General features: G+C 55.1%; 10 protein-coding genes. 5 read left to right on the forward strand and 5 right to left on the reverse strand.

The annotated features are described in order from the left end of the window. Positions 1–279: 279 nt before the first annotated feature. The 3 genes from ACYVGU_RS19705 to ACYVGU_RS19715 all read left to right on the forward strand — a co-directional run bounded on the left by ACYVGU_RS19705 (position 280) and on the right by ACYVGU_RS19715 (position 10,293). Positions 280–4,407 carry a DEAD/DEAH box helicase gene (locus ACYVGU_RS19705; protein WP_460623489.1) on the forward strand — a complete coding sequence of 1,376 codons (4,128 nt, stop codon included), beginning with the start codon at positions 280–282 and terminating at the stop codon, positions 4,405–4,407. Beyond that, positions 4,408–8,394 carry a UvrD-helicase domain-containing protein gene (locus ACYVGU_RS19710; protein WP_460623490.1) on the forward strand — a complete coding sequence of 1,329 codons (3,987 nt, stop codon included), beginning with the start codon at positions 4,408–4,410 and terminating at the stop codon, positions 8,392–8,394. 336 nt (positions 8,395–8,730) lie between these two features. Beyond that, positions 8,731–10,293, forward strand: coding sequence for a zinc ribbon domain-containing protein (locus ACYVGU_RS19715; RefSeq protein WP_460623491.1), 1,563 nt, complete (start codon positions 8,731–8,733; stop codon positions 10,291–10,293). Positions 10,294–10,783: 490 nt separating this feature from the next. On the opposite strand, the gene ACYVGU_RS19720 is transcribed toward ACYVGU_RS19715, so the two are convergent. The 4 genes from ACYVGU_RS19720 to ACYVGU_RS19735 form a co-directional block, all read right to left on the reverse strand. Beyond that, on the reverse strand, positions 10,784–12,724 hold the full coding sequence (locus ACYVGU_RS19720) for an ADP-ribosylglycohydrolase family protein (RefSeq protein WP_460623492.1): 1,941 nt from the start codon (positions 12,722–12,724) through the stop codon (positions 10,784–10,786). A gap of 180 nt (positions 12,725–12,904) precedes the next feature. Beyond that, positions 12,905–14,182 carry an McrC family protein gene (locus ACYVGU_RS19725; RefSeq protein WP_460623494.1) on the reverse strand — a complete coding sequence of 426 codons (1,278 nt, stop codon included), beginning with the start codon at positions 14,180–14,182 and terminating at the stop codon, positions 12,905–12,907. Continuing rightward, on the reverse strand, positions 14,179–16,425 hold the full coding sequence (locus tag ACYVGU_RS19730) for an McrB family protein (protein WP_460623496.1): 2,247 nt from the start codon (positions 16,423–16,425) through the stop codon (positions 14,179–14,181). The genes ACYVGU_RS19725 and ACYVGU_RS19730 overlap by 4 nt, the downstream gene beginning before the upstream one ends. Before the next feature lie 203 nt (positions 16,426–16,628). Further along, positions 16,629–18,470 (reverse strand): DEAD/DEAH box helicase, encoded by a 1,842-nt coding sequence (locus tag ACYVGU_RS19735; RefSeq protein WP_460623497.1) that lies wholly within the window; start codon positions 18,468–18,470, stop codon positions 16,629–16,631. A 649-nt stretch (positions 18,471–19,119) separates the two neighbouring features. Between ACYVGU_RS19735 and ACYVGU_RS19740 the strand changes: the two genes are divergently transcribed. Both ACYVGU_RS19740 and ACYVGU_RS19745 read left to right on the forward strand, forming a co-directional pair. Then, on the forward strand, positions 19,120–20,286 hold the full coding sequence (locus ACYVGU_RS19740) for an HNH endonuclease domain-containing protein (protein ID WP_460623498.1): 1,167 nt from the start codon (positions 19,120–19,122) through the stop codon (positions 20,284–20,286). A gap of 227 nt (positions 20,287–20,513) precedes the next feature. Beyond that, entirely contained in the window at positions 20,514–21,341 is an 828-nt protein-coding gene (locus ACYVGU_RS19745) for an HNH endonuclease (RefSeq protein WP_460623500.1), read from the forward strand. Positions 21,342–21,441: 100 nt separating this feature from the next. Here ACYVGU_RS19745 and ACYVGU_RS19750 read toward each other — a convergent pair whose 3' ends face one another. Further along, complete coding sequence (locus tag ACYVGU_RS19750; RefSeq protein WP_460623502.1) at positions 21,442–22,422, reverse strand: tyrosine-type recombinase/integrase; 981 nt, start codon at positions 22,420–22,422, stop codon at positions 21,442–21,444. Between the last annotated feature and the right edge of the window lie 123 nt (positions 22,423–22,545).

Consider the following 22,545-nt stretch of genomic DNA (forward strand, 5'->3'; position numbering starts at 1 on the left):
GCTTTTCCCCAGTTAAGATATCCTAGTGGCTAGTACCTAATGCAATTACCCCAACTACTGAAGTTATTTAACCTTACTGTCTCCCAACTACAAGTAATCCTAAGCCGGCACATCACAGTGCCTGACTTGCGGATGGTACGAGAGGTGCCAAGCGATTGGGAAGCTATTTTAAGGCGGGAAGTGGGGGCTGGTCCTGCAGTGACACCCATGTACGCTACGGTAGGTGAAGCGCTGGCCGCTGCTGATGCTAAAGCGGCTCAGACTGCAATCCCCGCTAAAGTGGATCTCATAAACTCGCCGGTTACAGCGAACCCAACGGGCAAAGGCGTCGTGCTCGTTGATTTGAATTTTCCCGTGCGCCCCTTTTCTAGTCTTCAGGAGCTAGAAGAAATACTCCCGGAGAAGCCCCCAGTACCTCGGGAAGCTATAGCTGCCCCGGCTCCCCGGAAATCTACCCGGGCAGCTTCGACCAATAGAAAGCCGTTATCGCGCATTCCGGCGGAGGCGGAGCTGGACTTCGGGCAAGTAACCACGGTATTTGCGGATAAAGGATATGGCTTTCTCTGGTGCGCGGGTTCAAACGATGAAATCTTTTGGAATATCAAGCAGCTGCAGGGAGTGCTGCCGGGAGAAAAAGACTGGCTACTAGTAGCTGACCAACCCAGCTCCCGGCATGCCGGCAAAAGGGAGGTGCGCTGGGCCCAGCCGCTGGTTGCCGACTTACCGTTGTTGGTCCGGTTGCTGCGTGGAGTTTCACTGGATTTACTGCTTCGACTGCTTAATAGCCCTCTGCCAGACGAATGCCGGGCCGCTGTGATAGAGGCATTAATTGCCCAGTTTCGGCCTATAACCGATAGTGAGCGGCTGACTTCCGCTACCCGGTTGCTAGATGCTATTCTTCGAAATGCTCCAGAATCTGGTGCGCAGGCCATTGAAACCTATTTAGGTATTGCTGACCCTGAATTCGCCTGGCAGCTGTGGGTGCGCTATCGCTCCCCCCTGCGCGAAGTGCCTGCTGTAGCCGCGCGAATCATTCAGCTCTTCCTTCCTCTACCCGTAGTAGTTGCTTCCTGGTGGCCCTTGGCGGAGGAGACTGGAATAACGGACTTGTACTTGGGATTTGTACGTCAGCAGCCAGCCCAAGAAATGGTCACCGCATGGCAACAGCTCAAAGCAGCCTTGGGGAAGGAGCAATATCCCGTCTTCGACGCTATCCTTCTCCAATGGGTGCAGCAACTGCCCGAGGTTACTTCTCTGCAGGACTACCAACAGGGTAAGCAGGCCATCGCGCTGACTTGGGGTGACCAAACAGGAGCTCTGCAGCTCTTGGTTGCACGCCTTAATAAGGCCACCCTTCTGGAGGCCTGGCTGGTGGGAGATCGGGCGGTGCCATTTCCCCATGACCCGGCTGTTGCTCAATTCGCGGCGTTGTCGCCAGCCAATCAGAAAAAGGTAGCGGCCCAGTTATCAGATGAAGATTTTCTAACGATAGCCCGCTTTCTAACGGCTGCCAGCCCCGAGCTCCTGCACACACGAGCTCAGCAGATGCTGCCTGGGCTGATTGGCGATACGTTTGCTGTCATTGCCGTCGATCTGGAGAGCGATCAAAAAACCATTCGGGAGATGGCCTGGGGACGGCCTGGGGCTTGGCGCACGGGCAAAGGAGAAACCGCTGTAAGCACTACGGTCGCTACGCTGGCCGAGCATACGGCTACAACCTCTTACTTAGCCGTCGGACATAATGTGCGCGACTTTGATGCGCCTATCTTAGCAGATCATGGTGTGACGCTGGCTGCGGAAAACCTGTGGGATACCCTGCTCGTGGAAATGGCCCTCAGCCCTGAGCTGCAGGTGTACGCGCTCCGCACGAGCCACACGGCCGCTGCCGATGCGGAGCTAGCCTGGCACCTGTTTCTCAACCAGGTGCAGCGCCTCCTATTGGCCGAACCAACGGAATGGGAGATGTTGCAAGGACTTTTTTCTCATTCCGTGAGCACCGCGCTGGCCGGCTTGCGTAGCCGCCTCGTCGGAACTGCTTGTTTGGCTATGGACGACTTCGAACTGCGTCAACAGCGCCTGGAGTGGTTCCGACCGCAGCCGGTTGCATCGCCCCTCCTGGTCGAAATGCAGGCCACCTTAGCCGAGGAAGGGCTCCCGCCAGTGCAGTTAGCCCTGGCCCCTTCGTCCGCGTGGGGAGAGCTCAGCCGACTGCCCGGCCTACGGTTTTTTGCCAATAAGGAAACGGATCCCGAATACCGCGAGCTTGACGAGGACGCCGTCCAGCAGCAGCTAAGCGCTTATCCGACGGAAGCCATATGGGCTGCCCGCTTTTTCGCTTACTGCCGGCAGGCTAGCCTCGTGCCAACCGCCGCGGCCATGGCGCCCGCCGTGCGGGTGCGCCTCCGGCAATACCTTGTTCTGGCCGAATGCCAAGCTGAAGCCCTGGCGCCGGACTGGAGCGTCCCCGGCTGCTGCTGTCTGACGGCGGAACAGCTGCTAGCTGCGTATCCTCTCCTGAAGGGGCAGCCCAGCATGGCTCTGCTGATCATCAGGTCAGACTTGCTGACGCTCACCCATAAAAAGCTCTTGCGCGATGCGTTAGGGATCCACGACCTGCTGGCTAGTCCCAGCACTCGTTCTGAATGGCTGAAGTTTTCGGGAGGCCAGAGCTTTGTGGGGTTGACCCACTCGCAAGCAACCGAGCTGCGGGCGGAAATCCCGGTTGGCTACGAGCATTTCTGGCTGGAGAAAAGACGCTATGGCAGTTTCCGGGTGTGGGGGAGCTTCAGCTGGGAAGCCTTGGTCGCCCAGCTCCCGGGCCTCGTTACGCGGCTTATAGAAGCAAAGGAGAAAAGCGCTCCTACAGGACAGCTGCATATAGAAGGAATTGAGCAGAGCGCTCCTAAAGGGCGGCTGCGTAGCATTGCCGTCGATGCTTTCCGGCTGCAGCAGCGCTTGGGAGTTACCCCTTTCTACCCCGAAAGCATTTACCGAGCCCGCTACTGGCTGCTGCAGGCCGAACTGGTGGATAGCATCAGCCGCCGCCAGCAAGGCCCCCTGGTGCTGCTGGCTACGCGATCGGAGGAGGTGGCCGTGCTGGCCCGCTTCTTCGAGCAACGCGGCTACTTTGTTCCCGACTCTGATGCACCGGTAGCGCGGCAGCTGGAGCTACTGCACGATAGCCGCCATGAACGCCGTCTGTTGGTGGCTTCAGCTCACCGCGGCGCGGCCCTGTTGCGGGCCAACTATCGGGGACCCATTGAGCTGTTGCTGGATGGCTTCGCCCTGGGCGAGAATTATTTTCTGGCCCAGAACACCGCCTTATTTGAGCGGGCTCGGCTGGCATCGGGAGGAAAAAACGGGGCTACCATGAACTCCTACTCGATCCAGGGGGAATCCATTGACGGTCAGGTATATGACGATAAAGCGGCCGAAGAAGACGATGAGGCTTCCGTTCATGGTTCAGAGCCGGCGGACTTCGAGTACTTAACCCGCGACACGCACTTTTTGCTACAGCTGCAACGCCCGGTGGTGAATCACTGGCAGGAGCTAGCTCTCCATAATCACGTCGATAACCGGGTGTGGTTGCTTGACCCACGCTTGAGCGAAACGCCAGGAATCGTGGCCTCCTGGGGCTTGCAGGTGGATGTGCTCGATACCCCCTGGCATGCTGTGGAGGATTACCAGCAGGCAGCCAACAAAGCAGAGACAGTATTCGGCAGTGGGCAGCCCGATGCGGAGTTTGAGTTGGATATCGACGAAGCTAAAGAGCTTCTGCAGCTAGTCTTTCTGCAATTCTGGGACACGCAACAAAAGCAGCTGGTGCAGCATGAATGGCGGGCAGATCAGTTGCCGTACCTGGATCGCATCTTGCCGGCCCCCGCTAATCTAAGCCTCCTGGTGTCGCTGCCTACGGGGGGCGGTAAGTCCCTGCTATTCCAGGCTCCCGCGCTCTACCGCAGTGCCTATACCAATCGGCTGAGCATCGTGGTCACGCCCCTCAAGGCCCTGATGGAAGACCAGGTGTCTGCCCTTTGGCAACGGGGGTTTTACAGTAGCGTTGAGTACCTCAACCAGGACAAGCAAGATGAGGTGCAGCAGATTTACAGCCGCCTGGCGGGGGGCGAAATTATGCTGCTCTTCATCACCCCCGAGCGGTTTCGAAGTCGCAGTTTTGCCCGTGCTTTTGCCCAACGTCTAGCTGCCGACGGCGGGCTAGAATATGCCATCTTCGACGAAGCCCACTGCATTTCCCAGTGGGGCCATGAGTTTCGCCCCGACTACTTGCACGCTGCCCGCATGGTGCAAGGCCACCGCGACACTAGCGTGCACAAATTTCCAGTGTTGCTGTTTTCGGCTACCGTCACGGAAAAGATTTACGAAGGCTTCACGCAACTATTCGGCTAAATGGAACGCATTGGTGACCTAGCCTATAATCCCGTGCGGGAGCACATTGAGATGGGCTTTCGAACGGTGAAAGACGATGCCCAGCGGGTGCAGGCAGTAGTAGATAACCTAGAAGAACAGCAGTTCAATCCCGCCCTCAGCCGAGTGCTAGTATTTGTGCGCACCCGGCAGCAAGCGGAGGATACTGCCTTGGCCCTGAATCAGCTGGCTGAGCGACGTGGCCTGCCCTGGGCCGGCCACGTCGACTACTTTCACGCTGCCCTCGACGGCGCGGAGCGCAGTGCCAAATACGAGGCCTACAAGGCTACCCTGGACCCTGGGATAGATGTTGAGGCTACCGACGAGGAGCCCACGCACACCCTAGTGCTGGTGGCAACCAAGGCCTTCGGCATGGGGATGGATATTCCCAACATTCATTATCTGTATCACCTAGGGCCGTCGGGCACCTTCGAGGACTTTCTGCAGGAAGTCGGTCGCGCGGGCCGCAATGCGGCCCAGCGGCAGCAGGCCGGATTTGCCGGTGAGCGCCGCATTCAGTCGTTGTGCATACTCACCCGGGCCGACTTCGGGGTATTGCGTGACCTGCTTCACAAAAGTGATCTGAGCTGGCAGTATGTGTTCAATACCCAGCAGCAGCTACACCAGCACCTGGCAAAAATGGGTAAGCTCCAGGTGCCCATGACTGAGCCCTATGCCCTGCCCCTCGATTTAAGCCGGAGTGGGTTGGCTAACGCCGCCGAGGATGAGGTGCGCTTCCGCCTGTCACTGCACTGGCTGGAAGAATTAGGCCGCCTTCACCTGGGAATGTACACGCTCACCCACTTGCCTCTTACCCTGGGGCAGCACCCCAATTATGCTCTTATCTGGCAGGCTGACGAGCGGCAGCAGGTACAACAGTTTGTAGAAGCCCTGCACTCGTCGCCTCACCGAGAAGCCAATGCCCCCAGCCTCAACCTACCGCTGGATGAATTGCTGCGTCTTACCGGCCAGAAACAACTTAGCGTGGCCTTTCGCCTGCTCTTCAAGGCTCAACGGGCGCGAGCCCTGTTCATTGATCGTCCCTTATGGCTGCGCTCCACTAAAACCCGCAAAGCCGAGCTACATGCCTGGCAAGAAGCGCAGTTTGCGGATCACCGGCTTCCGCTGGTTGAGGCTCTATTCGATTTGGCCCGTCGCCTGTTACGCCTGCTGCCGGCGGGTGGTGGGCAGCGCCGCATTGAATCCTCAGAGTGGGACGAGCTTGTGCGCGAGGTAGCGGCTGAATACTTCACCACTGATCATGTGCACTGGGCGGAAATTGGGGCCAAAAAGCAGCCCTTAGGTGCCCCCGCCACGTGCCGCAAGCTTAGCAAGGACTGGCAGCAGAAGCGCGCCCGTTTTGCTCTCAGCCTCATCCGCTTGCTGCCGGGCGTGAAAACTAAAACCCTGCTCGACGTGAAAGGCCCTGAACGGGGTATGCGTATTCAGGTGATAAGCAGCGAACAGGGAAATGCTCGGCAGCTGGAAGCTCCTCTCGCCGCCCTGCGTGAGCGCCTACAGGCCCTACTGGAGCACGTGGTCCGCGCTGGGCAGACTCAATTTAACTACGCCGACGTTGTGCTGGTACTGGAGCTGGAAGCCGAAGGCACCGCGTATGTGGACAATCTGCTGTTTCTGGCCCGGTCACTGGCTTATCTGAACACGAGCGGGACCCTGCTGCCCACGGGCATTGAACTCTTCGTTCAGGATCTTACCCCACCTGATCAGGATGACCACACGGCGGCGCTCAACCGCTCTGTCTCGGATGCCCAGGTGTACCAGAAGTTCGAGGAAGGACGCCAGCTAAAGCAGCTGCGATTGTTGGCTCTCGAATGTCTTAGCCATCTGGCAACGGAAGCCCAGGATGGTTTTATCAAGCAATACTTTGGTTGTGAGGGCAGTGCGGCACTCGTGGGTCTGCTCGGCCAGGAGGACTACCTGGGCGAAGACCACCCCAAGCTGCAGGCCTACCGGGGAGAGGCCCTGAAGGAGGAAGAAGCCAAACTCAACGAACAGCAGCGGCAGGTGTATGACGCGCCGCTCAACCAGCACCTGCAGGTAATTGCGGGCCCTGGCAGCGGCAAAACGCATACGCTTATTCTTCGGGTGGCCCGACTCATTCATCAGGAAAATGTAAAGCCCGAAGAAATCATCATTCTGGCTTACAACCGCGCGGTGGTGGTGGAGTTGAAAGAGCGCCTAAGCCGATTATTTCAGCGTTTAGGCTATGGCCGCCTCATTAACCGGCTGCATGTATACACATTTCACGGCTTTTGCCAGCGCATCCTGGGGGAACGGCTGCAGGGTAAGGCATACGACCAATGGGTCCCCTGTCTAACCCAGGCCCTCGCCACTAATCCCTCATTACTTCAGGTAGAGCTGCGCCAGTCGATTGCCTATGCTTTTGTGGATGAGTTTCAGGACATCACCACGGAGCGCCTGGAACTACTCCGCATCATCGCGCCGCCGGACCAGACGAAGCTTTGCGTTATCGGCGACCCCAATCAAAGCATTTATGGCTACGAGAAAGCGAATGTCAATGAGCCCCGGGACCCGTACCCTTACTATAAGAAGCTGTATCAGCTGTACCAGCACGGCAAACCTTTCTACCTGAGTGATAACTACCGTTCCTACCCCGCCATCTTGGAAGCAGGTACCCAACTGCTAGCCGCCAACCCCCGCCGTTTTAAAAACTTACCCTCCCTTCGGGCCCGGCGGGAGCCAGTCCCCACCAGTACTTACTGTGAGATCATCGATGTCCGCACTAGCGAGGCCCCCCATTGGCATAAAAAGCTGGAACAGTTGCTGAAAGAAACCTACCAGCCGGGACCCGATGCACAAGGCCGACCTCAAGCAGCAAAGCGATACCAACAGGTGGCCGTGATGCTACGCTCCAATGATGAAGTGTTCAGGGCCTATACCGAACTGGATAAAAACAGCTTGCTCGAGGGTGTAACCTTGCGAGTGCAGGGGGCTAGCACCTCGCCGGTGGCCTCTCGGGAATTTCGGGAGTTGCTTCAGCCCTTTTACGCCGCCCCTGAGGCCTTGCTGGCCCCCGATTTTATGGAGTCCTTCGCGCAGGAAAAAGAAGCTTGCTTGGCCCGCCTCGGCCACGTGTGGGATCCCTATCTACTGCATCTGGTCCATTGCCTGCTGTACGAGTTCCGAGCTGAATGTGAGCGCCGCGGCGAGCCCCTGGAAGAAGCTACCCAGCAGGAGCTGCTGGAGTTCATTACTGACCTAGCCCGCCACGACGACGGTCACTTCGCCAGGCTCTACGAGAAGCACATCCGGGCCGTAGCCCCCCACGAGCCGGAACGGCGCGAGGTCATTCTCACTACCATGCACAAGGTGAAAGGCTTGGAGTTTGACGCCGTGCTGCTGCCCCCTTCGTTCATGGACTTTGGGCAGAGCGAAACCGAAGCCAGTTTGCCCGAAGTGGTGGAAGAAGAACGACGGTTGCTGTACGTGGCCTATACCCGGGCCCGCTACCGGCTGGCAGTGTTCAATTATGAGCGGGAGCTGGCAGTGGCTGAGGGCCGTCCTTTTACTCTGGGTGACCAGCAGCGCCAGCAAATCGGCAATTCAGTAAAAGATGAGATGGGCAAAGTGCAGCTATCTTGGGGGGCAGATGAATGGGAAGGCAAGGCTGCCACCTATGCCTTGATCCGCGACCAGATCAAAGTAGGCAGCCCTATCACCATTGGCCATGACCGCTGGGGTGCCAGGGTACTAGAATGGGAGGGGCGCGTCGTTGGAAAAATTGGCAAGGATGCCGCCGCTAAGCTGCCATCACTAGGGAAGCTAACTGGCCTGGTGGTCTCGCATGTTACCTGCTATACCCTAGCCGATTCACTAGCTTACGACGCCGCGAAAAACAGCAACTACTCTGCGAAATGGGGGCCAACGGCCCGAGACCGAGGCTATATATACGTCGTTGATTTCGCCGGCTACTACAAGGAAATGTAGGAGTAGCTACTTATACAACGCCCAACAGCCTTCTGGGTTGACTACGCAGTGGATGGCCATAACAACCATTAGGTGGACTATCCTCACTTGAATCAGCATCATGTGCCCTTTGTCCTGAGCGCACTCTTTGGCACTAGGGTGGCAAGATCCACCCCATTGGCTTACTCAACATCATCGTCGATAACCAGATAACTCAGCCGCACTCCTTAGTCGAGCTGTACGAAACCAAGGTCCCATTCGCAACTTAGGAGCAGATCATCCGCCGAAATGCTCCACGATCCTGATTGTACACCATTATTCTCTTCAACTACCACAACTCTCGCATTAACATCTACTATGGCATCGGGCAAATCGAAATCGAAGTCCTTTAGTCTTTTCTGCCTACGCACCGTAGCTCAGAAAGAAGGTTATCCTGAACAAGAGCTATTTAAATGGTTGAAAATAAATGGTTATGCTATTCCTCGACACAGTAAGCTGCCCTTCGCTACAGAGTTTCAAGGTCGACTGTTAAGCTGCATTCAAGAGGGCATAGCTTGCCGCTTTAATGCTTCTAAAGTTGAAACTCATGAGCAACTCCACCAACGTAGACTCAGCTTCGAGCAACAGCTGCAGATCTTAGAGCACAAACAAGAGGAGCAAAAACATATTCTTGCCCAATGTCGAGAGGAAGAACAAAAAAGTCCGGGACCGGACTTACTGTCTGACGAGTTGGCAAGAATAGAGCAAAAGCTCACCACCGTACGGCAACAGCTAAGTCCAGGCAGCAAGTTAAATCTGCATAGCGTTTCCAGTGACTACCAAGAATTGCAGAAAAAGAAAAAAGCGATAGAAAGTCAGTTGAATAAGAAACGGAGCATTACGCTTCAGTTAACGCAGCAAAGAAAAAAGTTGGCGGAAGAGGCCTTGGTGGCCTTAACGGGCAAGCAGCAGCAGTTGGAGGCAGCCAAAAGAGATGTCATCAAAAAAATAGCGCTGTCGAAGCGCCGACTTCAAGAAACTGAAGAGGCAATTAACCAGGCTCAGAATCCTACTAGTGTCTTCCTCAAGGCTACAACTGCACCGCGCCAGCGGCTAGCATTACCGATTCCCCCGTCTGTCTCTGCTTCCCTAAACTCATTATCGTCCGTCCCAGAGCAGTTGATTACCGTTGACTGGAAAGACATTCAGTTTTGTGATGGTGGCTTGTTAATCCGCCACGGCGGCACTTTTCTCAACCGCTATTACTTCCCGGAGGCCCGCCAATCCCTCAATCTGATCAAAGCCCATTACACCTTCCGCCAGGCACCACCCTTGCAAGTCAAGGTCCACCAGCGTACAGTCAGTGCCATCTTGAATCGGGAAGTTGTACTCTATTACATCCGGTTTCTCTCCAACACAGGTCAGCTAACCATCGATGTTGATTCAGACAACTCGCAGTTAGTTATTAATAAGTTCTCCCAGTACACTAAACAATATTACCGGACGCATCTACCCAATTTCTTTCGGTCAACAAGTATGCGCTACTTGTGCGAGGCAATGGACGAGGAGTCCTGTATCATTCCGACCCCGGAACAGGTCATTAATTCCAAGGGAGTGTGCACCATTCACGATTCCTTTCTTTTCACGCTGAAAAGCCGGCACACCGCCTTTGTCATTTGGGAAAGCACGGAGGAAGGAAAAGCTACCTATGTGTTCCGCATCGGCGTTTCCACCCTCGCACAATCCCTCCAGATCATCTACAACTATATCGTCAACGATACGGTAAATAAGCGCAGCACGCTGTGCCGTAACCGTCCGCTCCAACACCAGCTAGGCATGGTTGACTGGATTTCTCACACCACTTATTCGGAATGGAAGCAGCGAATAAGGCCCTACTGCTGGCAACTGACTCCCACTAAATCCGGCTTGCAAACTACTTAGCTTGCTATTCCTCTGGTTTAGTCTATTCAGCTAAGTCAAAATGCCTATTGCCCACCACAGAAAGGGTTAATCCCCATCAGACCGCGTAGAATTTATGCTCCTCTGGCGTGCCGGCAGGACATCTCCGTCCTGTCGGTTCGCAGATGTCCGTAACTGGGTTAGGCCACGAGCGGCACTGCGCCGCTACTTCCTGGGTGAACTCGTAAAATTTGCCGCCCCGCTGCGGCAGAGTGCGCCAGTTACCGGCCGCATCTATCTCCACCCGCCACAGAGGAGCTGCCCATAGAAACTGTGCTTCCGGTTCTAAAAACATCTTTCCGAAAGGCTCTAGTACGGCCCCTGGCCCCAAAGGTGCCCCGTCAAGGTCGTACATCCTGGAATGAGTCTACATAGGAGTATAAGAGCTTGTTTACCTGCGAAAAATCATTCTTCCAACCTAGCCTACTTCGGGCCTACTAACCCGGAAGAGCACATACCCGGGCTCGGGCCCTCACCAACCTGGATATCGGCGCCACCATTCCTCGTGTACGTGAAACGTACCGCCCCGAAACCTGGTGTGCATATCATCGGCCAGCGTACACACCAGCTGGGCCAGGTCTAGGTGTCCACGCCAGCCCACCGGCCAGGCCGACTCTCCTGAAACGGCTCCCAGCAATGCCCCCGTAAGCGCCGCCGCTTGTCGTCCTCCAAACCCGGCCGCGGCCCGAATGCCTTGCTCAGGATGCGTCGAATAGTGCTGAGTGTGGTAAAGGGCCGTCAGCAGGACCGCTGGTGCGGTACGTTGGCGCATCATCGCCCACATGTCAGCCGACTGGGCGGGGACGGGCTTGTGCTCCAGCCGCAGCGCCAGCATGACGACCTGGCGGCAGGCTTCGCCAGCCGCCGTTTCGCTGGGCAGCAGCTGCGTGGCCACTCGGGCTGCATCGCTCAACGACCAGCCCCGCATCAGGCCGGCCAGCGTGGCCGCCACCCACCCAGCCGCGGTTTGTGCTAATGGATGCCCGTGCGTGTAGCTAGTGACTTTAGCTGCTATTTCGGCCGCGTGCCAAGGGGCCCGAAAGTGAAAAAGGCCAATGGGAACGGCCCGCGCTAACGGGTCGGCGCCCATGCTCTGGTTACTGGCTAGGTGAGGAAGGTGCGGTGGGGCCGACGTAAGTGCTTGCCACGTCGTGGTGGTCGGCTGCCGCCGGTGCTGCAACTGTGGCGCGGTCGTGAGCCAGCCTCCGGGCCATTCGGGGTTGAGGTATGATTTGCGGGGCATTCCCTGCGTATGCAACCACCGCAGCCAGCTTTCCCAGATGATGTGGGCTTCAGCGCCACCAATCCCTTTTTGTACAGACTTGTGCTCGGCGCGCAACAAACCTTCGGCGGTAAACAACGCCAATTGCGTTACAGCCGTTGCCCGTTGGGGCGGTGCCCCCTCCGGTTGCCCTGCAATAGCGTCACCAAAGGCCAGCCCCAACATAGCGCCGCGGTAACGGTCTAGTCGTCGGTCATCAACTGGTTGCTCCTGGCTTCCCCACAGTTCGTGCAGTGCGTTAAGGGAGTAAACCGGCTCGCTTTGTTGCTGCGGCAGCAAGGACAGGTGTGGGTCATGTACCGCCCAGGTTACGCAATGTAGCAATCCACCCAAAGGGGCTAGCTCTGCTACGTCTATCGGCACAATCGCGCAGCCCCGGAAAAGCTGACTGGCACGGTATAGGGCCGCTTCGTCGTCCGGAAGACCGAATACTGGCAATAGGACCAGCGGCCCGATCCGTACCAAGTTTATATAGGCGCCGCGGGCCGTGGTGGAGCCCTTTTCTTGATAGGGGTTATAGGGAAAAGGCACGCACTGCAGGCCATTGTTGCGTAGCGTCTGCGTAAGTTGACGAGACAACTCAGCGTCCGAAGCCTGGTACTCATTTATTAGCACAGTATGGTCGCCCAGCGCCTGCACCATGCCATCGGCGTGCCCAGTAAAATCATGGGGATCGGCGGGAATAATTACCAGCTCTGCCCGCAATGCCTGCTCCAAATGTTGGCGCACTTCCTCCGCCGTTACCAGCGGATTTTCCTTAAATACCCGATCTGAGACAATAACCTTATTACCTACCCGCACCACGTTCCCTCCGTCTACCCGTAGCGAGCTCTGCTTTAGCTGACGCAACGCCCGTACGGCATCTACTTCGGAGGCAACGGTGATAGTACCCGCGTGTTTTTTGAACTGCAGATACGAGGGGTCATAGCGAAACTGCACAAACTCATCGGCTCCGACTTGCACGGGCATATAGTCAATGCTCCAGATGTCGCGGGTGTTCGTTAGCAGACGAAACGGAATCAAGTACTGCTGCAGCGCATTGGTCAGCGCTTGCCACAAGCGCGGCGCGCGCGTGGGTAGTAGAGCAGAGAAGTACAGTATGTTCGGGGTAGGATTAGCTAGGGAGGACACCGAAAGGGTAGAGTTACCGTGATGAAATAATAGCGTTCATGCGGTGCGCAGAGAGATTGCGGGGCAGAGCACCTTAAGTAAGTGCGTCGAATGCATAGTAAATCCTGCTACTCAACTTACCTGCTGCGATCCCATGACGTATGGTGATTTGGGCTCCTAGTGCAGCATAGATTGAGGATGCTAGGAAAGGCTCAGCTCCAGATAGTCTAACAGATCCGTGCCAAGCTGTTGATTAAGTGACCCATCCTTGCTCAGCACGGGGGCAAAGTAAGCGTGACCCATGATGGGTATATCGGGTGCCCAGCGGCTGTCAGCGTAGGGGTACTTGATTTCAGACGGAGCGTTGCCGGCCCTGGGGTAGAGCAGAATGCCGTGACGGGCCTTCCACAGATGGCAGTAGGCAAACACCTGCTGCATATCATCAGCCGAAGGGCGGTAGCTTTTGGGCAGCTTCCACTTCGTGTCGAGGATGAAGGTGTGGCTAACTTCCATTGGCTTCACGCCAGTGGTCAGGGTAAGCACTAAATCGGGACGGATACGGATGCCGGGCCAGAACACCCGACTGTTTTGCAAGCGGACATGGCCCTGGCGTTTGCTGGCGGCGCGCTGAAGGTGCCGGGCTACGTAACGCTCAAAGAGCGTGTTCATATCGAAGAGCAGGGCTACGGCCTCGGTGCGACCACCACGAAGCGTGGGGCTTTGACCACGCAGGAACAGTAGGGCTAGTTCCAGCGCTTTGTGATAGCGCTCGGTCTTACGGTTTAGCGGGGGCGAGTCGGCTGGGATGGGTACCGGAGGTAGCTCCGGCCAGTGGAGCAACAAAGTACGGGTGCGGGCCGCGAGCGCAGGGCTACGCACTTGCTTGGAAGCCAGCTCCAGCGCCATTCGAATCAGGCTGTTGAGCGGATGGGCGTGGTCATAGGTCTGATGACGAGTGTAGAACCTCTCGCCGTGGGTTAAATTGTGGGTGATGTGCTGCTGGAAGAGCAGACGGCCTTTGAGGGCGGTACGGTTGGCGTCAGTGGCGTGGTAGTGCTTGACCAGACCTTGGCGAAGCAGCGTATCCGCCTGCTCAACCAGCGCTGCCACGAACAGGTCCAGCATGGCGTGGGGCGAGTGGGCCAGGTGCGCAACGTCAGGGACAGCTACCGACAGGTCGTGGACATAGGCTAGCATCTGCAGCATTACCTGGCGCCAGTGTGCATCCGACTGGGAGGAATTGGTGCGGCGCCCATCATCGGTTTTGGGTAAGATTTCAAGCAGTAGCCCCGGCACTTGGATAACACCGACAAACTGATGCAGGCGTAGGCTGCCGTGCAGCCGGGTAAACCAAGAGGCCTGTTGCTGGATCTGGAGCCGTTCAAGAGCATCGAGGTGGGGGCTCAGCTCCGGATAGCGGGAGAGCAGCAACGTCTCGTGCTCGTACGCTGTCAGGCAATAGGGGCCAGACGGGCTCATGACTGCGGCAGGTAGATGTCCTGGAAGTTTTTAATAGTCCAGTCAGCGGAGCTGATTTCGTAAAGGCTTCTTCCCTCCCCATCCGGTTCTTCTTCAAAAGCCAGCAACGGGGAGGTGGAGTTGGCCGTCTTCACTACGAAGTCCGAGCCTAGGATCTGACCAATACGACCCCAGTTGCCATAGAAGTACTCCTGAAGCTGAGGAATAACCTTGTTACGAAAAGCTTGGCGCAACTGCGCTAGGCTACCCACGTTCATCAACCAGGCGTGTCCCAGGCGATAGTCGCGGCCGAGCAGGTATTCGAGTCGAGCATTAATGGCGTCGAGCAGCAACTGTAGGTTGACGCCCGTAAACTTCACATTCTGGAGTATTTCGTCGGGCGCTGCCCCATTTTCTATTTTAGCCCATAAGCCCCCTTGTTCGGATGCCGTGGTAAGCGGGCAACCCAGCAACTCATATAGCTTCGCCTCGGCGGCTCGGTACCCCGTATCTTGCCATACAACATCTGCATGATGCCACCACAAGCGGGCCACCATTTGAGCGGGGCTGAGGAGGTGGGGTAGGGGGGGCATTTCGACGAAGGCGAAGCGGCGGCGCAGGGCGGTGTCCAGGGCCTCTACGCTTCGGTCGGCCGTGTTCATCGTGCCCAGTAGGTGCAGGTTAGGCGGCACGGTGAATTGGTTTTTGGAGTAAGGCAGCTGTACGGACTGCTCGTCCGTCTGACCAGCGCGCTTGTCGTCTTCGAGCAGAGTAATCAGCTCCCCAAAGATGCTGGCCACGTTGCCACGGTTTACCTCGTCGATGATAAGCACGAAACGGGCTAGCCCATCGGCGGCCGGAATTGGCGCCAACGCAGTGGCGTCGGGGTTCTGCTCGGCGGGAAAATACTGCTGCTCAAAGGACCTATAGTGCCGAAACAGGGCCCACTGAAGGGAAGCGTTGGGGCCGCCTATTTCCAGCATTTTCTGGTTCATGGGCACAATATCCTCGGCGCGCTCATAACGCTCGGCCACTTGGGCAGTCCACTTCTTCCCAACCGTGAAAAAATACTGGGAGCCTTCGTGCTTCATGGCAACGGCATCCCCGTTTTTAATATCGAAGATCTGGGCCTTAGCGCCCGTCATCGTCTGAATCGGGAGCGGACCGTGTTGTTTGAGTTGCTCTTGCAGGTGCTGCACATAGGCCGCATATACCGTATCAAAGTCAGCAACGGGTGCGGCTGCCGTGGCCACTTGGGCGGGATATTGCCAGGCCCGCTTCGCGGCGTGGCTTAAGTGCTGGAACACGCCGGGCTCAACGCGGTAGGCTAGTTTCTCCCCGGTGAGTTTGGGTTTAATGCCTTCCACGAAATCCTCGTAACTGAACGACTGGTGGAAAGTGACAAACTGCACCTGCTCCCGCTCCCGGTATCGGGCCAGTTCCTCCCGCACTTGGACGTGCCGGTTCTGATATTCTTTTCTCACGTCCACTACTGGACGATTTTGAAGCATAGCAAGGGCCCATTCCGCCGTGGAGTAGGTTTTGCCGGTACCAGGAGGGCCATAGAGGATCTGGTTAAGGGGGTGCACCGACGTCGTATTGGCCAGGCGGCGTTTGGCAGTATCTATTGATTCATCGCGCAACTTTTCCGCCATCAGAAATGCGGTTAGAAACTCTCTGATGAGGATATTTTTACCGTAGCCATTCGTAGTAGCCCCAAGCTGTACATCAGGCAATGAAATATTCTGGAGAGCTAGCCATTCACCGGGCAGCTGTGGATGTTTGATAACTTGATTGCCACTATCCTTCCAGGCTTGTTGAATCCTTTGGCCCAGCTGCTTTACCTCATCGGTTGTGCGAATGTCATTGGTGTTTTTGCCAAACCAGCGGTTTTTGCCCCCTTCTCCATTGCCAATTCTAAAACCAGGATAGATATGATGTTTATCCTCTATCAGCAAGCCTAAAGAAAATCCTACTAGCTCGGTGCCACCTTTATGGGTTACCGTCAGGTAGGAGTAAGGCTCTACTTTTCCTTTTTCCGTTTTCCAGTCGGACAATTTTAGCGCTAGTGGCTCAACTGAAGAGCCACGGGTCCATGTAAACTGCCGTAAAACGTTTGGTCCAGTTCCTCCAGGATGCGTGATGCGATAATCGAGGTACTTAATATCTAGAGGTTGAACAGCAATAGCATTGTCTTGAAACAAGCGAATAAGGCCTTTCAGATTGTCAGGGGTAACTAGGGTAAGTGGTAATCCAAGGGTCATGGTTGACAAGTTTGAACGAAGCGTTTTTCTATAGAAGAATTAGCTACTTGATAGCGCAGGAATAAATGGCAGCAATGGTTGTTTGCCTCTCAAATGGCTGGCAACCTGGTGACCGAGGCAACGCGAAAAGGTAGCCCCGGCAGCGGGTGGCCCCGTGTGATGTAGCTGAGCAGGTATTGGCGAAAAACGGCTGAAAGAGCGCTTTAGCGTCTGGCTACTGCGCGACGCACCGGGCGTAATGGCCGGGGGGAGCGTACCAGAGGCAGATGGAAGGTGGGCTCAGCGGAGCAGAAATCCTGAAAGATGTGAACCCACTGCTGCCATTGGCCATCGCTGAGTTGGGTATCGAACAGGTTGGAACTACCCACTACGATGCGCTTACAGCGGGCCCGGGTAATGGCCACATTAAGGCGGTTGGGCAGGAAGTAAAACTCAGCGCGCTGCAGGCGCTCATCGAACAGACCGTTGGTCAGCGAAATTAGCACTACGTCGCGCTCCTGCCCTTGCATCTTCTCCACCGTATCAACCAAAATCTCAGCTAACTCTTCGGGCGAAGTAGTTGAGCAGCGGTGGCGCAGCTGGCGCCGGATGAGGGCACCCTGCGCCCGGAACGGAGCCACTACGGCAATCTCACGGGCTGGCACGCCGCAGGCTAAAAGCTCCCGGATAAGATCGGCCACGTACCAGGCTTCATTATACTCCGATGTTTTGGCGTTGCGATGGCCTAAGTCAAGGAACACGCCTGGCGAGTCAGAAGATAGAATATCGGCGTACGAGGTGGCCGGTTTAGGCAGCCTCAGCGTTCGACCAGCGGCTGAACTATGAGACTGAAGCTGGCCACCATAAAAGTGCTGGCTGGCGTAATGAGCTAGGTCGGCGTGCATCCGGTAGGTAGCCGACAACATGGTACCGGGGTGAGCTGTGAACAGGTACTCAAAAATAGATTGCCGCCGCAACGGGTCGGCATGTTCACCAGCAATAATAGGCGGCATCTGCTGGTGGTCACCGATGAAGATAAATTTCTGGCCGCGCAGCATGGCGGCGGCAGCCTGCACCTGATTAACCTGGCTGGCTTCGTCAAAGATGATTACGTCGAACTCCGTATCCGTTAGCCGGCTGGTCCAGAGAGCAAAGGCGGTGGCGCCGACGATGTAGGCCTGACCGTCGATAGCGCTTAGATCGGGGCGTCGTTCAGCGTTACGAACGTCGCCCAGGTCTTCTGCTTCGGCGGCCTTGCCCACCTTCATTACATGGGGATAACCGGTGGTTTCGTGAATCTTACGCAGGGCATTGTTGATCCCTCGATGGGTAAAGGAAGTGACCAGCACTCGCTGACCCTGTCGAGCGAGCGCAGTGGCCAGCAGGGCTAGCACCCGGGTCTTGCCGGTGCCGGGTGGCCCCTGAATTAAATAATAATTTTTGGCGGCGTAGGCATTGATAAAGGCTTCGGCCTGTTGAGCATTGAGCCCTAGGAAGGGCATTAGCTGGCGGGCAATGGTGCGAGCCGATTCATCGAAAACCGGGGCTTCACGATAAAGCAACACGTTAGCCAGTAGGCCGTGGTTGCTTTCTTGCTCAAGCCGATCAAGGGCCTGATACATGAATTTGCGCAGGTCCACCACGTTGCTGTCCAGCACCCACCCCGGGCCTGGCTGTACTTGGTTGATGTTGGGGGTATACTCACCTTCCAGTAACATCTCGGACTCGGAGACGCTCAGGACCTCTAAGCCAAAGCTGTTCTGAGGATCGAAGGGGTTGCCCCGGTGCAAGCGCACATAAGAGCCTGGTTTAAACTTAGAGGCATTACCTCGAAACCTGATGCGGCGCTTCCCCAGAGAAAACAGCAGATCCTCCCGGCTAATAAAGAAAGTGCCTGGGGTGCTGGGTCCCAATACCTTAGCCCCTAAAACTTCAATGCCGTCTAAAGCTTCTCCCTTCTGCACCCGCAACTTCAGGGGTAGGCGCCACGTGTCATGAGTAGCTTGGCGTTGAGCTTCGAACTCGATGTTCAGAAATTGGCGCAGGTCAGAGGCCAATGTTTGCATACAATAAAAGTAATATGATTAAAAGATGACGCAGTGAGGGATAATCCCTTGTACAACTCTTTAAGCGAGAATGGAGAGAAGATAAGCCGATGCCAAAGTGCGTAAGCGGCCTGTAATAACCTCTATCAGCTCCACAATGTAGTTATAAGGATCTTTATATAAGTCAATAAATTACTATCACTATTGTATTTCATTCAACAGACAAAAAGTGTAAGCAAGAGTAGTGGCATTCGTTAATAAAGGCGCAGTTGTTTGACAACTGTTGGCCAATGATTGATGGGTCTTTTAGCTCGTTATTTATGCCTTAGCTTCCTAGGCGCTTTTTGGCTATCTGTTAACCCGAAAATTGTTATGAATAACGACCGAATTCCTTTACGACCAGCTTGAAAGCACGGCACAACTCTTCTCCAGCCTACAAGCCGAGAGCATGCGTGCACCGGATGTTCTAGATAAATTTCTCCTCCGAGAATTTAAAGAAGTTAAAACCGATCACATACATGGTTATGTCCTCTTTAATTAGTAGTAATTATTGACGGCACAGGATGCAGATCGTGTGTTAATCATTCAACTTATTGAGAAGGTTTTCTCTCTCCATCACCTAAGATACAAGCTGTTAGGGCTTCTGCCTTGCGCGCTCATTTACCTTTTTATGCAGGCCCTATCCGGTGAGCAGATCCTTGCCACGATCCTCAAGCACGACTCCAAGGTTACCAGTTACAAAATCGCGCTTCTACGCTCCCTAAATGATTTGGTGCTCCTGTACCCCGACTTGTCCCAGTATGGTCGGGACGTCGCAGTACCCTTATCTCGCATAGCGGAACTGTGGGCGGCTTACTACTGGCCGTTCGTCGATGGCCAGGCGCCCATCTACCAAGGAGCCCGGGCGGTGCGGGGGGAGACCTTGCGTCAAGACATTATCTTTCGCCCCGCACTTACGGCCCTTCAAACCGAATGGCAACGCACGGGGCAGCTGAGTCCGCAAGCCGCGGATGGTTTCATTTTGCTGACGGAAATGCGGACGCCCAGGCGGCGAGCAACCTATGCTCCCACCTTACTGCACGCCTACGATAAAGCCGTAGCAGCAATTGCTTCCGCCGTGAAGATGCCTGTTCAGCATGCGGGGCCTGGCCATTGGACGGTTTTCGCCAAGCCTATCCACTTCCATCAACTCCCCGCCGCAATACTGACTATCCCAGGAGCCAAGCCGCAGGAACTATGCGTTGTGGTACCTTCCACCTTGTGGGAGGCTTTTCATCGGTTATCCCTCTATGTGGAGGCGCTCTGCCTTCACGAATGGAGCCTGTTCACTGAAAGGGTGGCGCAGGAAGCAAACCAGCTCGTTACCCGAGGGCAGATCTATAGCTTGCTCACCTCCCGACCTGATAACCGTCGTCCTCTTTCCTGGGAACGCAACCAGGTTGACCTTTTGCTCCATGAACAGGTCCACTTCATTTGCCCCTGGACGCAAAAACGCCTTACCCAGCCGCAGCATTACGACCTGGACCACTTGCTCCCGCTCAGTGTGTACCCTGTGAATGAACTGTGGAATCTGTTGCCAGTAGACCGGCAGTTCAACCAACACATTAAGCGTGATCGGGTGCCTGATGCCACACGTCTTTTCTCTGCCGAACCCCTATTGGCCCAGGCGTATGCTACATACCAGAAGTCGGCTCCTTTGCGCAAAGCTATGCTTGAAGATGCAGCTTTACGGTTTACCGGCCTTATTCTAGACGGAACGTATGCGGCCCAGCTGGCCCGCCATGCGGTTCATTTTATGGAAGAAGTGTCCTCAGCTCGATACGTTCAACGTTTCTAAGAATGCTCAACTCTGGGGCGAATCCGGCAGCTAAGTGTCCCTAAACCTTCGATTACCAGCTAATGTAAAAGGAAAGGTTGCTAATATTCATGAAGTCTAATGAGCAGCCTGAATGATCATATGCAGTCAACAGGAAATTGATAGAAGATTTTTTTATAATTATTTCTCTACTAAACATTGAAATTCATGTACATTAACAGCACTGCTTTTCTTACTCTTATTACTATATGAAAATCACTTCCCAACAAGTGCACCAAGCGTATACTATTGCTCGACAAGTTTATGAAGCTGAAATAAGCAAAGACCATGGCCTCTGGAAGCTCACGTCAGAGGAAGGACTTAATCTTGCTACTGCTGCTTTCTTTATTGACGATCTTCGGCATCTCCTAACGGGGACAGTATTTAAAAGGACTCTGAGTAGCCCTGCTATGGACTACTTTTTGGCAAAGATCTCTCAAGACTACGGTCCTTCCGGCTTGGAAACTGCCTTATCGGCGCTTAAGCAACACATCACCTATCATGAGAAAGAATATGAATCCGTAATGAAGTCCATGCGGCAGGTATATCAGCGTTATGAATCTAAGCTGTCCACTATTCCCCGAACAGACGAAGAAGAGCAAGAGGAAATAGCATCAAATTTACTCGCACAAAATCTTTCCAAGTCACAGTTGCTGAGCGAATTGCTGCGTATTACTGACAAAGAACCAGAGCAGGTTACAATACAGCACAGGGCTTACAAGCGCGACAACCATATCATTGCCAAAATCAAAGTGCTGCGAGATTTTAACTGCCAGTTATGTGGCTTAAGCATCCACAAAAAAGATGGAAGTCGCTATATCGAAGCCGCTCATATCCAACCCAAGCGGCAACAAGGGCGTGAAACTCTAAAAAATATTATACTGCTGTGCCCTAATCATCATAAAGAATTTGATTTAGGTGACCGCCAAATTCTAAATATCACTTCAGATGGATTTGACCTCTTACTAAACCATCAAGCTTATTATGTAACCTTTATTCCAGACCTGGTAGTCAACACATCTCCCGTCATCGCATAAATTAAAGCTGTTGTACATAGAAGTGTTTACCAAGTCCCGATGAACATCTATCTCTACCCTTATACAGGATGATTAAGGGGAAGGCCTGTTAATGGGCCCATTATAGCCCTAAATACTGCGCGGCATTAAAGCGCTTAACATCATCGAGCCGGGCATAGCGCTCAATCATGGCATCGGTTTTTTGCTTCGTCTGATTCTTAATGGCCTTATTGGACTGGCCTGCTTCCACCGCCACGGTGACAAAGGAGGCCCGCAAGGAGTGTGCTGAATACAGCGGCCCCAGATGCCGTTGCACCAGATCGTTCACACTCTGATCCGAGAGGGGGGCAGTACCGGGCTGCGCGGCTCGGGACTTACTGCCCCGATGCATGCGCGTGAACAGCGGTCCGGTGGTGCGCCCCAGGCAAGTTGTCCATTCCTGCACGGCCCGGACGGGGCAGAAATCGGCGTTGGGCGCATAGAATACGGCTTTATCCTCGTCCTGCCCATACTGGTTCGTCTTACTACGGCGCAAATGAATCACGAGCGCGTGGTGCGTAAGCTCTAGATCCTTTACTTGCAGAGCCACCAGTTCGGAGCGCCGAAAGGCCCCCGCGAACCCAAGCAGTAATAGGGCCCGGTCCCGTAAGCCGGTCGGCGTCGTGATATCCATGGCTCGCACGGCCTGCTTGAGCTCCGCCACGGTAAAGGCAGGGGCCTGCTGTTGCCGTTTTCCCAGAATTCGAGCAATGCCGTCCAGCACGATCTGCAGGGCCTCATGACCCGTGGGGGAAGGTTGACCCGCCAGCTGATGCAGCTTCGCGATGGCGGCCACGTGTCGGCGAATGGTGGCCAGCTTCATCCCGCGGTCGGCCATCTGGGACACGTACCCGGCGACCGTCGTCACCTCGGCTGGCAAGTAGGTCACCTGATGATGCTGACAGTAATCCTCAAAGCTGCGCAAGTCGGCCGCGTACCCGCGCTTCGTATTCTGTGCTCCCTGCAGGCCCGCCTCGACGTAGCGACTGACGGAAAAGGGAAGCTCGACTAAAGAGTGGTTCCGAGTCGGAACAAGGACGGGTAACGAAGACTCATTTTCCATAAACTACCGATTTTTCGAAAAAAAGTACCAGGATATAATAAAAGTACTACTTTCCTAAACTTAGTACCGATAATGCTCAATTGTCGGTACTAAGTTTGCGTCAAAAAACCGGCTTTTTGGCCG

It is taken from the genome of Hymenobacter tenuis (assembly GCF_054780495.1).

What these genes read in the sequence shown, in the direction of transcription:
- ACYVGU_RS19710 (WP_460623490.1), top strand. Translation starts at nt 4,408, where the DNA reads ATGGAACGCATTGGTGACCTAGCCTATAATCCCGTGCGGGAGCACATT.
- ACYVGU_RS19715 (WP_460623491.1), top strand. Translation starts at nt 8,731, where the DNA reads ATGGCATCGGGCAAATCGAAATCGAAGTCCTTTAGTCTTTTCTGCCTA.
- ACYVGU_RS19725 (WP_460623494.1), bottom strand. Translation starts at nt 14,182, where the DNA reads ATGAGCCCGTCTGGCCCCTATTGCCTGACAGCGTACGAGCACGAGACG.
- ACYVGU_RS19730 (WP_460623496.1), bottom strand. Translation starts at nt 16,425, where the DNA reads ATGACCCTTGGATTACCACTTACCCTAGTTACCCCTGACAATCTGAAA.
- ACYVGU_RS19735 (WP_460623497.1), bottom strand. Translation starts at nt 18,470, where the DNA reads ATGCAAACATTGGCCTCTGACCTGCGCCAATTTCTGAACATCGAGTTC.
- ACYVGU_RS19740 (WP_460623498.1), top strand. Translation starts at nt 19,120, where the DNA reads ATGCAGGCCCTATCCGGTGAGCAGATCCTTGCCACGATCCTCAAGCAC.
- ACYVGU_RS19745 (WP_460623500.1), top strand. Translation starts at nt 20,514, where the DNA reads ATGAAAATCACTTCCCAACAAGTGCACCAAGCGTATACTATTGCTCGA.
- ACYVGU_RS19750 (WP_460623502.1), bottom strand. Translation starts at nt 22,422, where the DNA reads ATGGAAAATGAGTCTTCGTTACCCGTCCTTGTTCCGACTCGGAACCAC.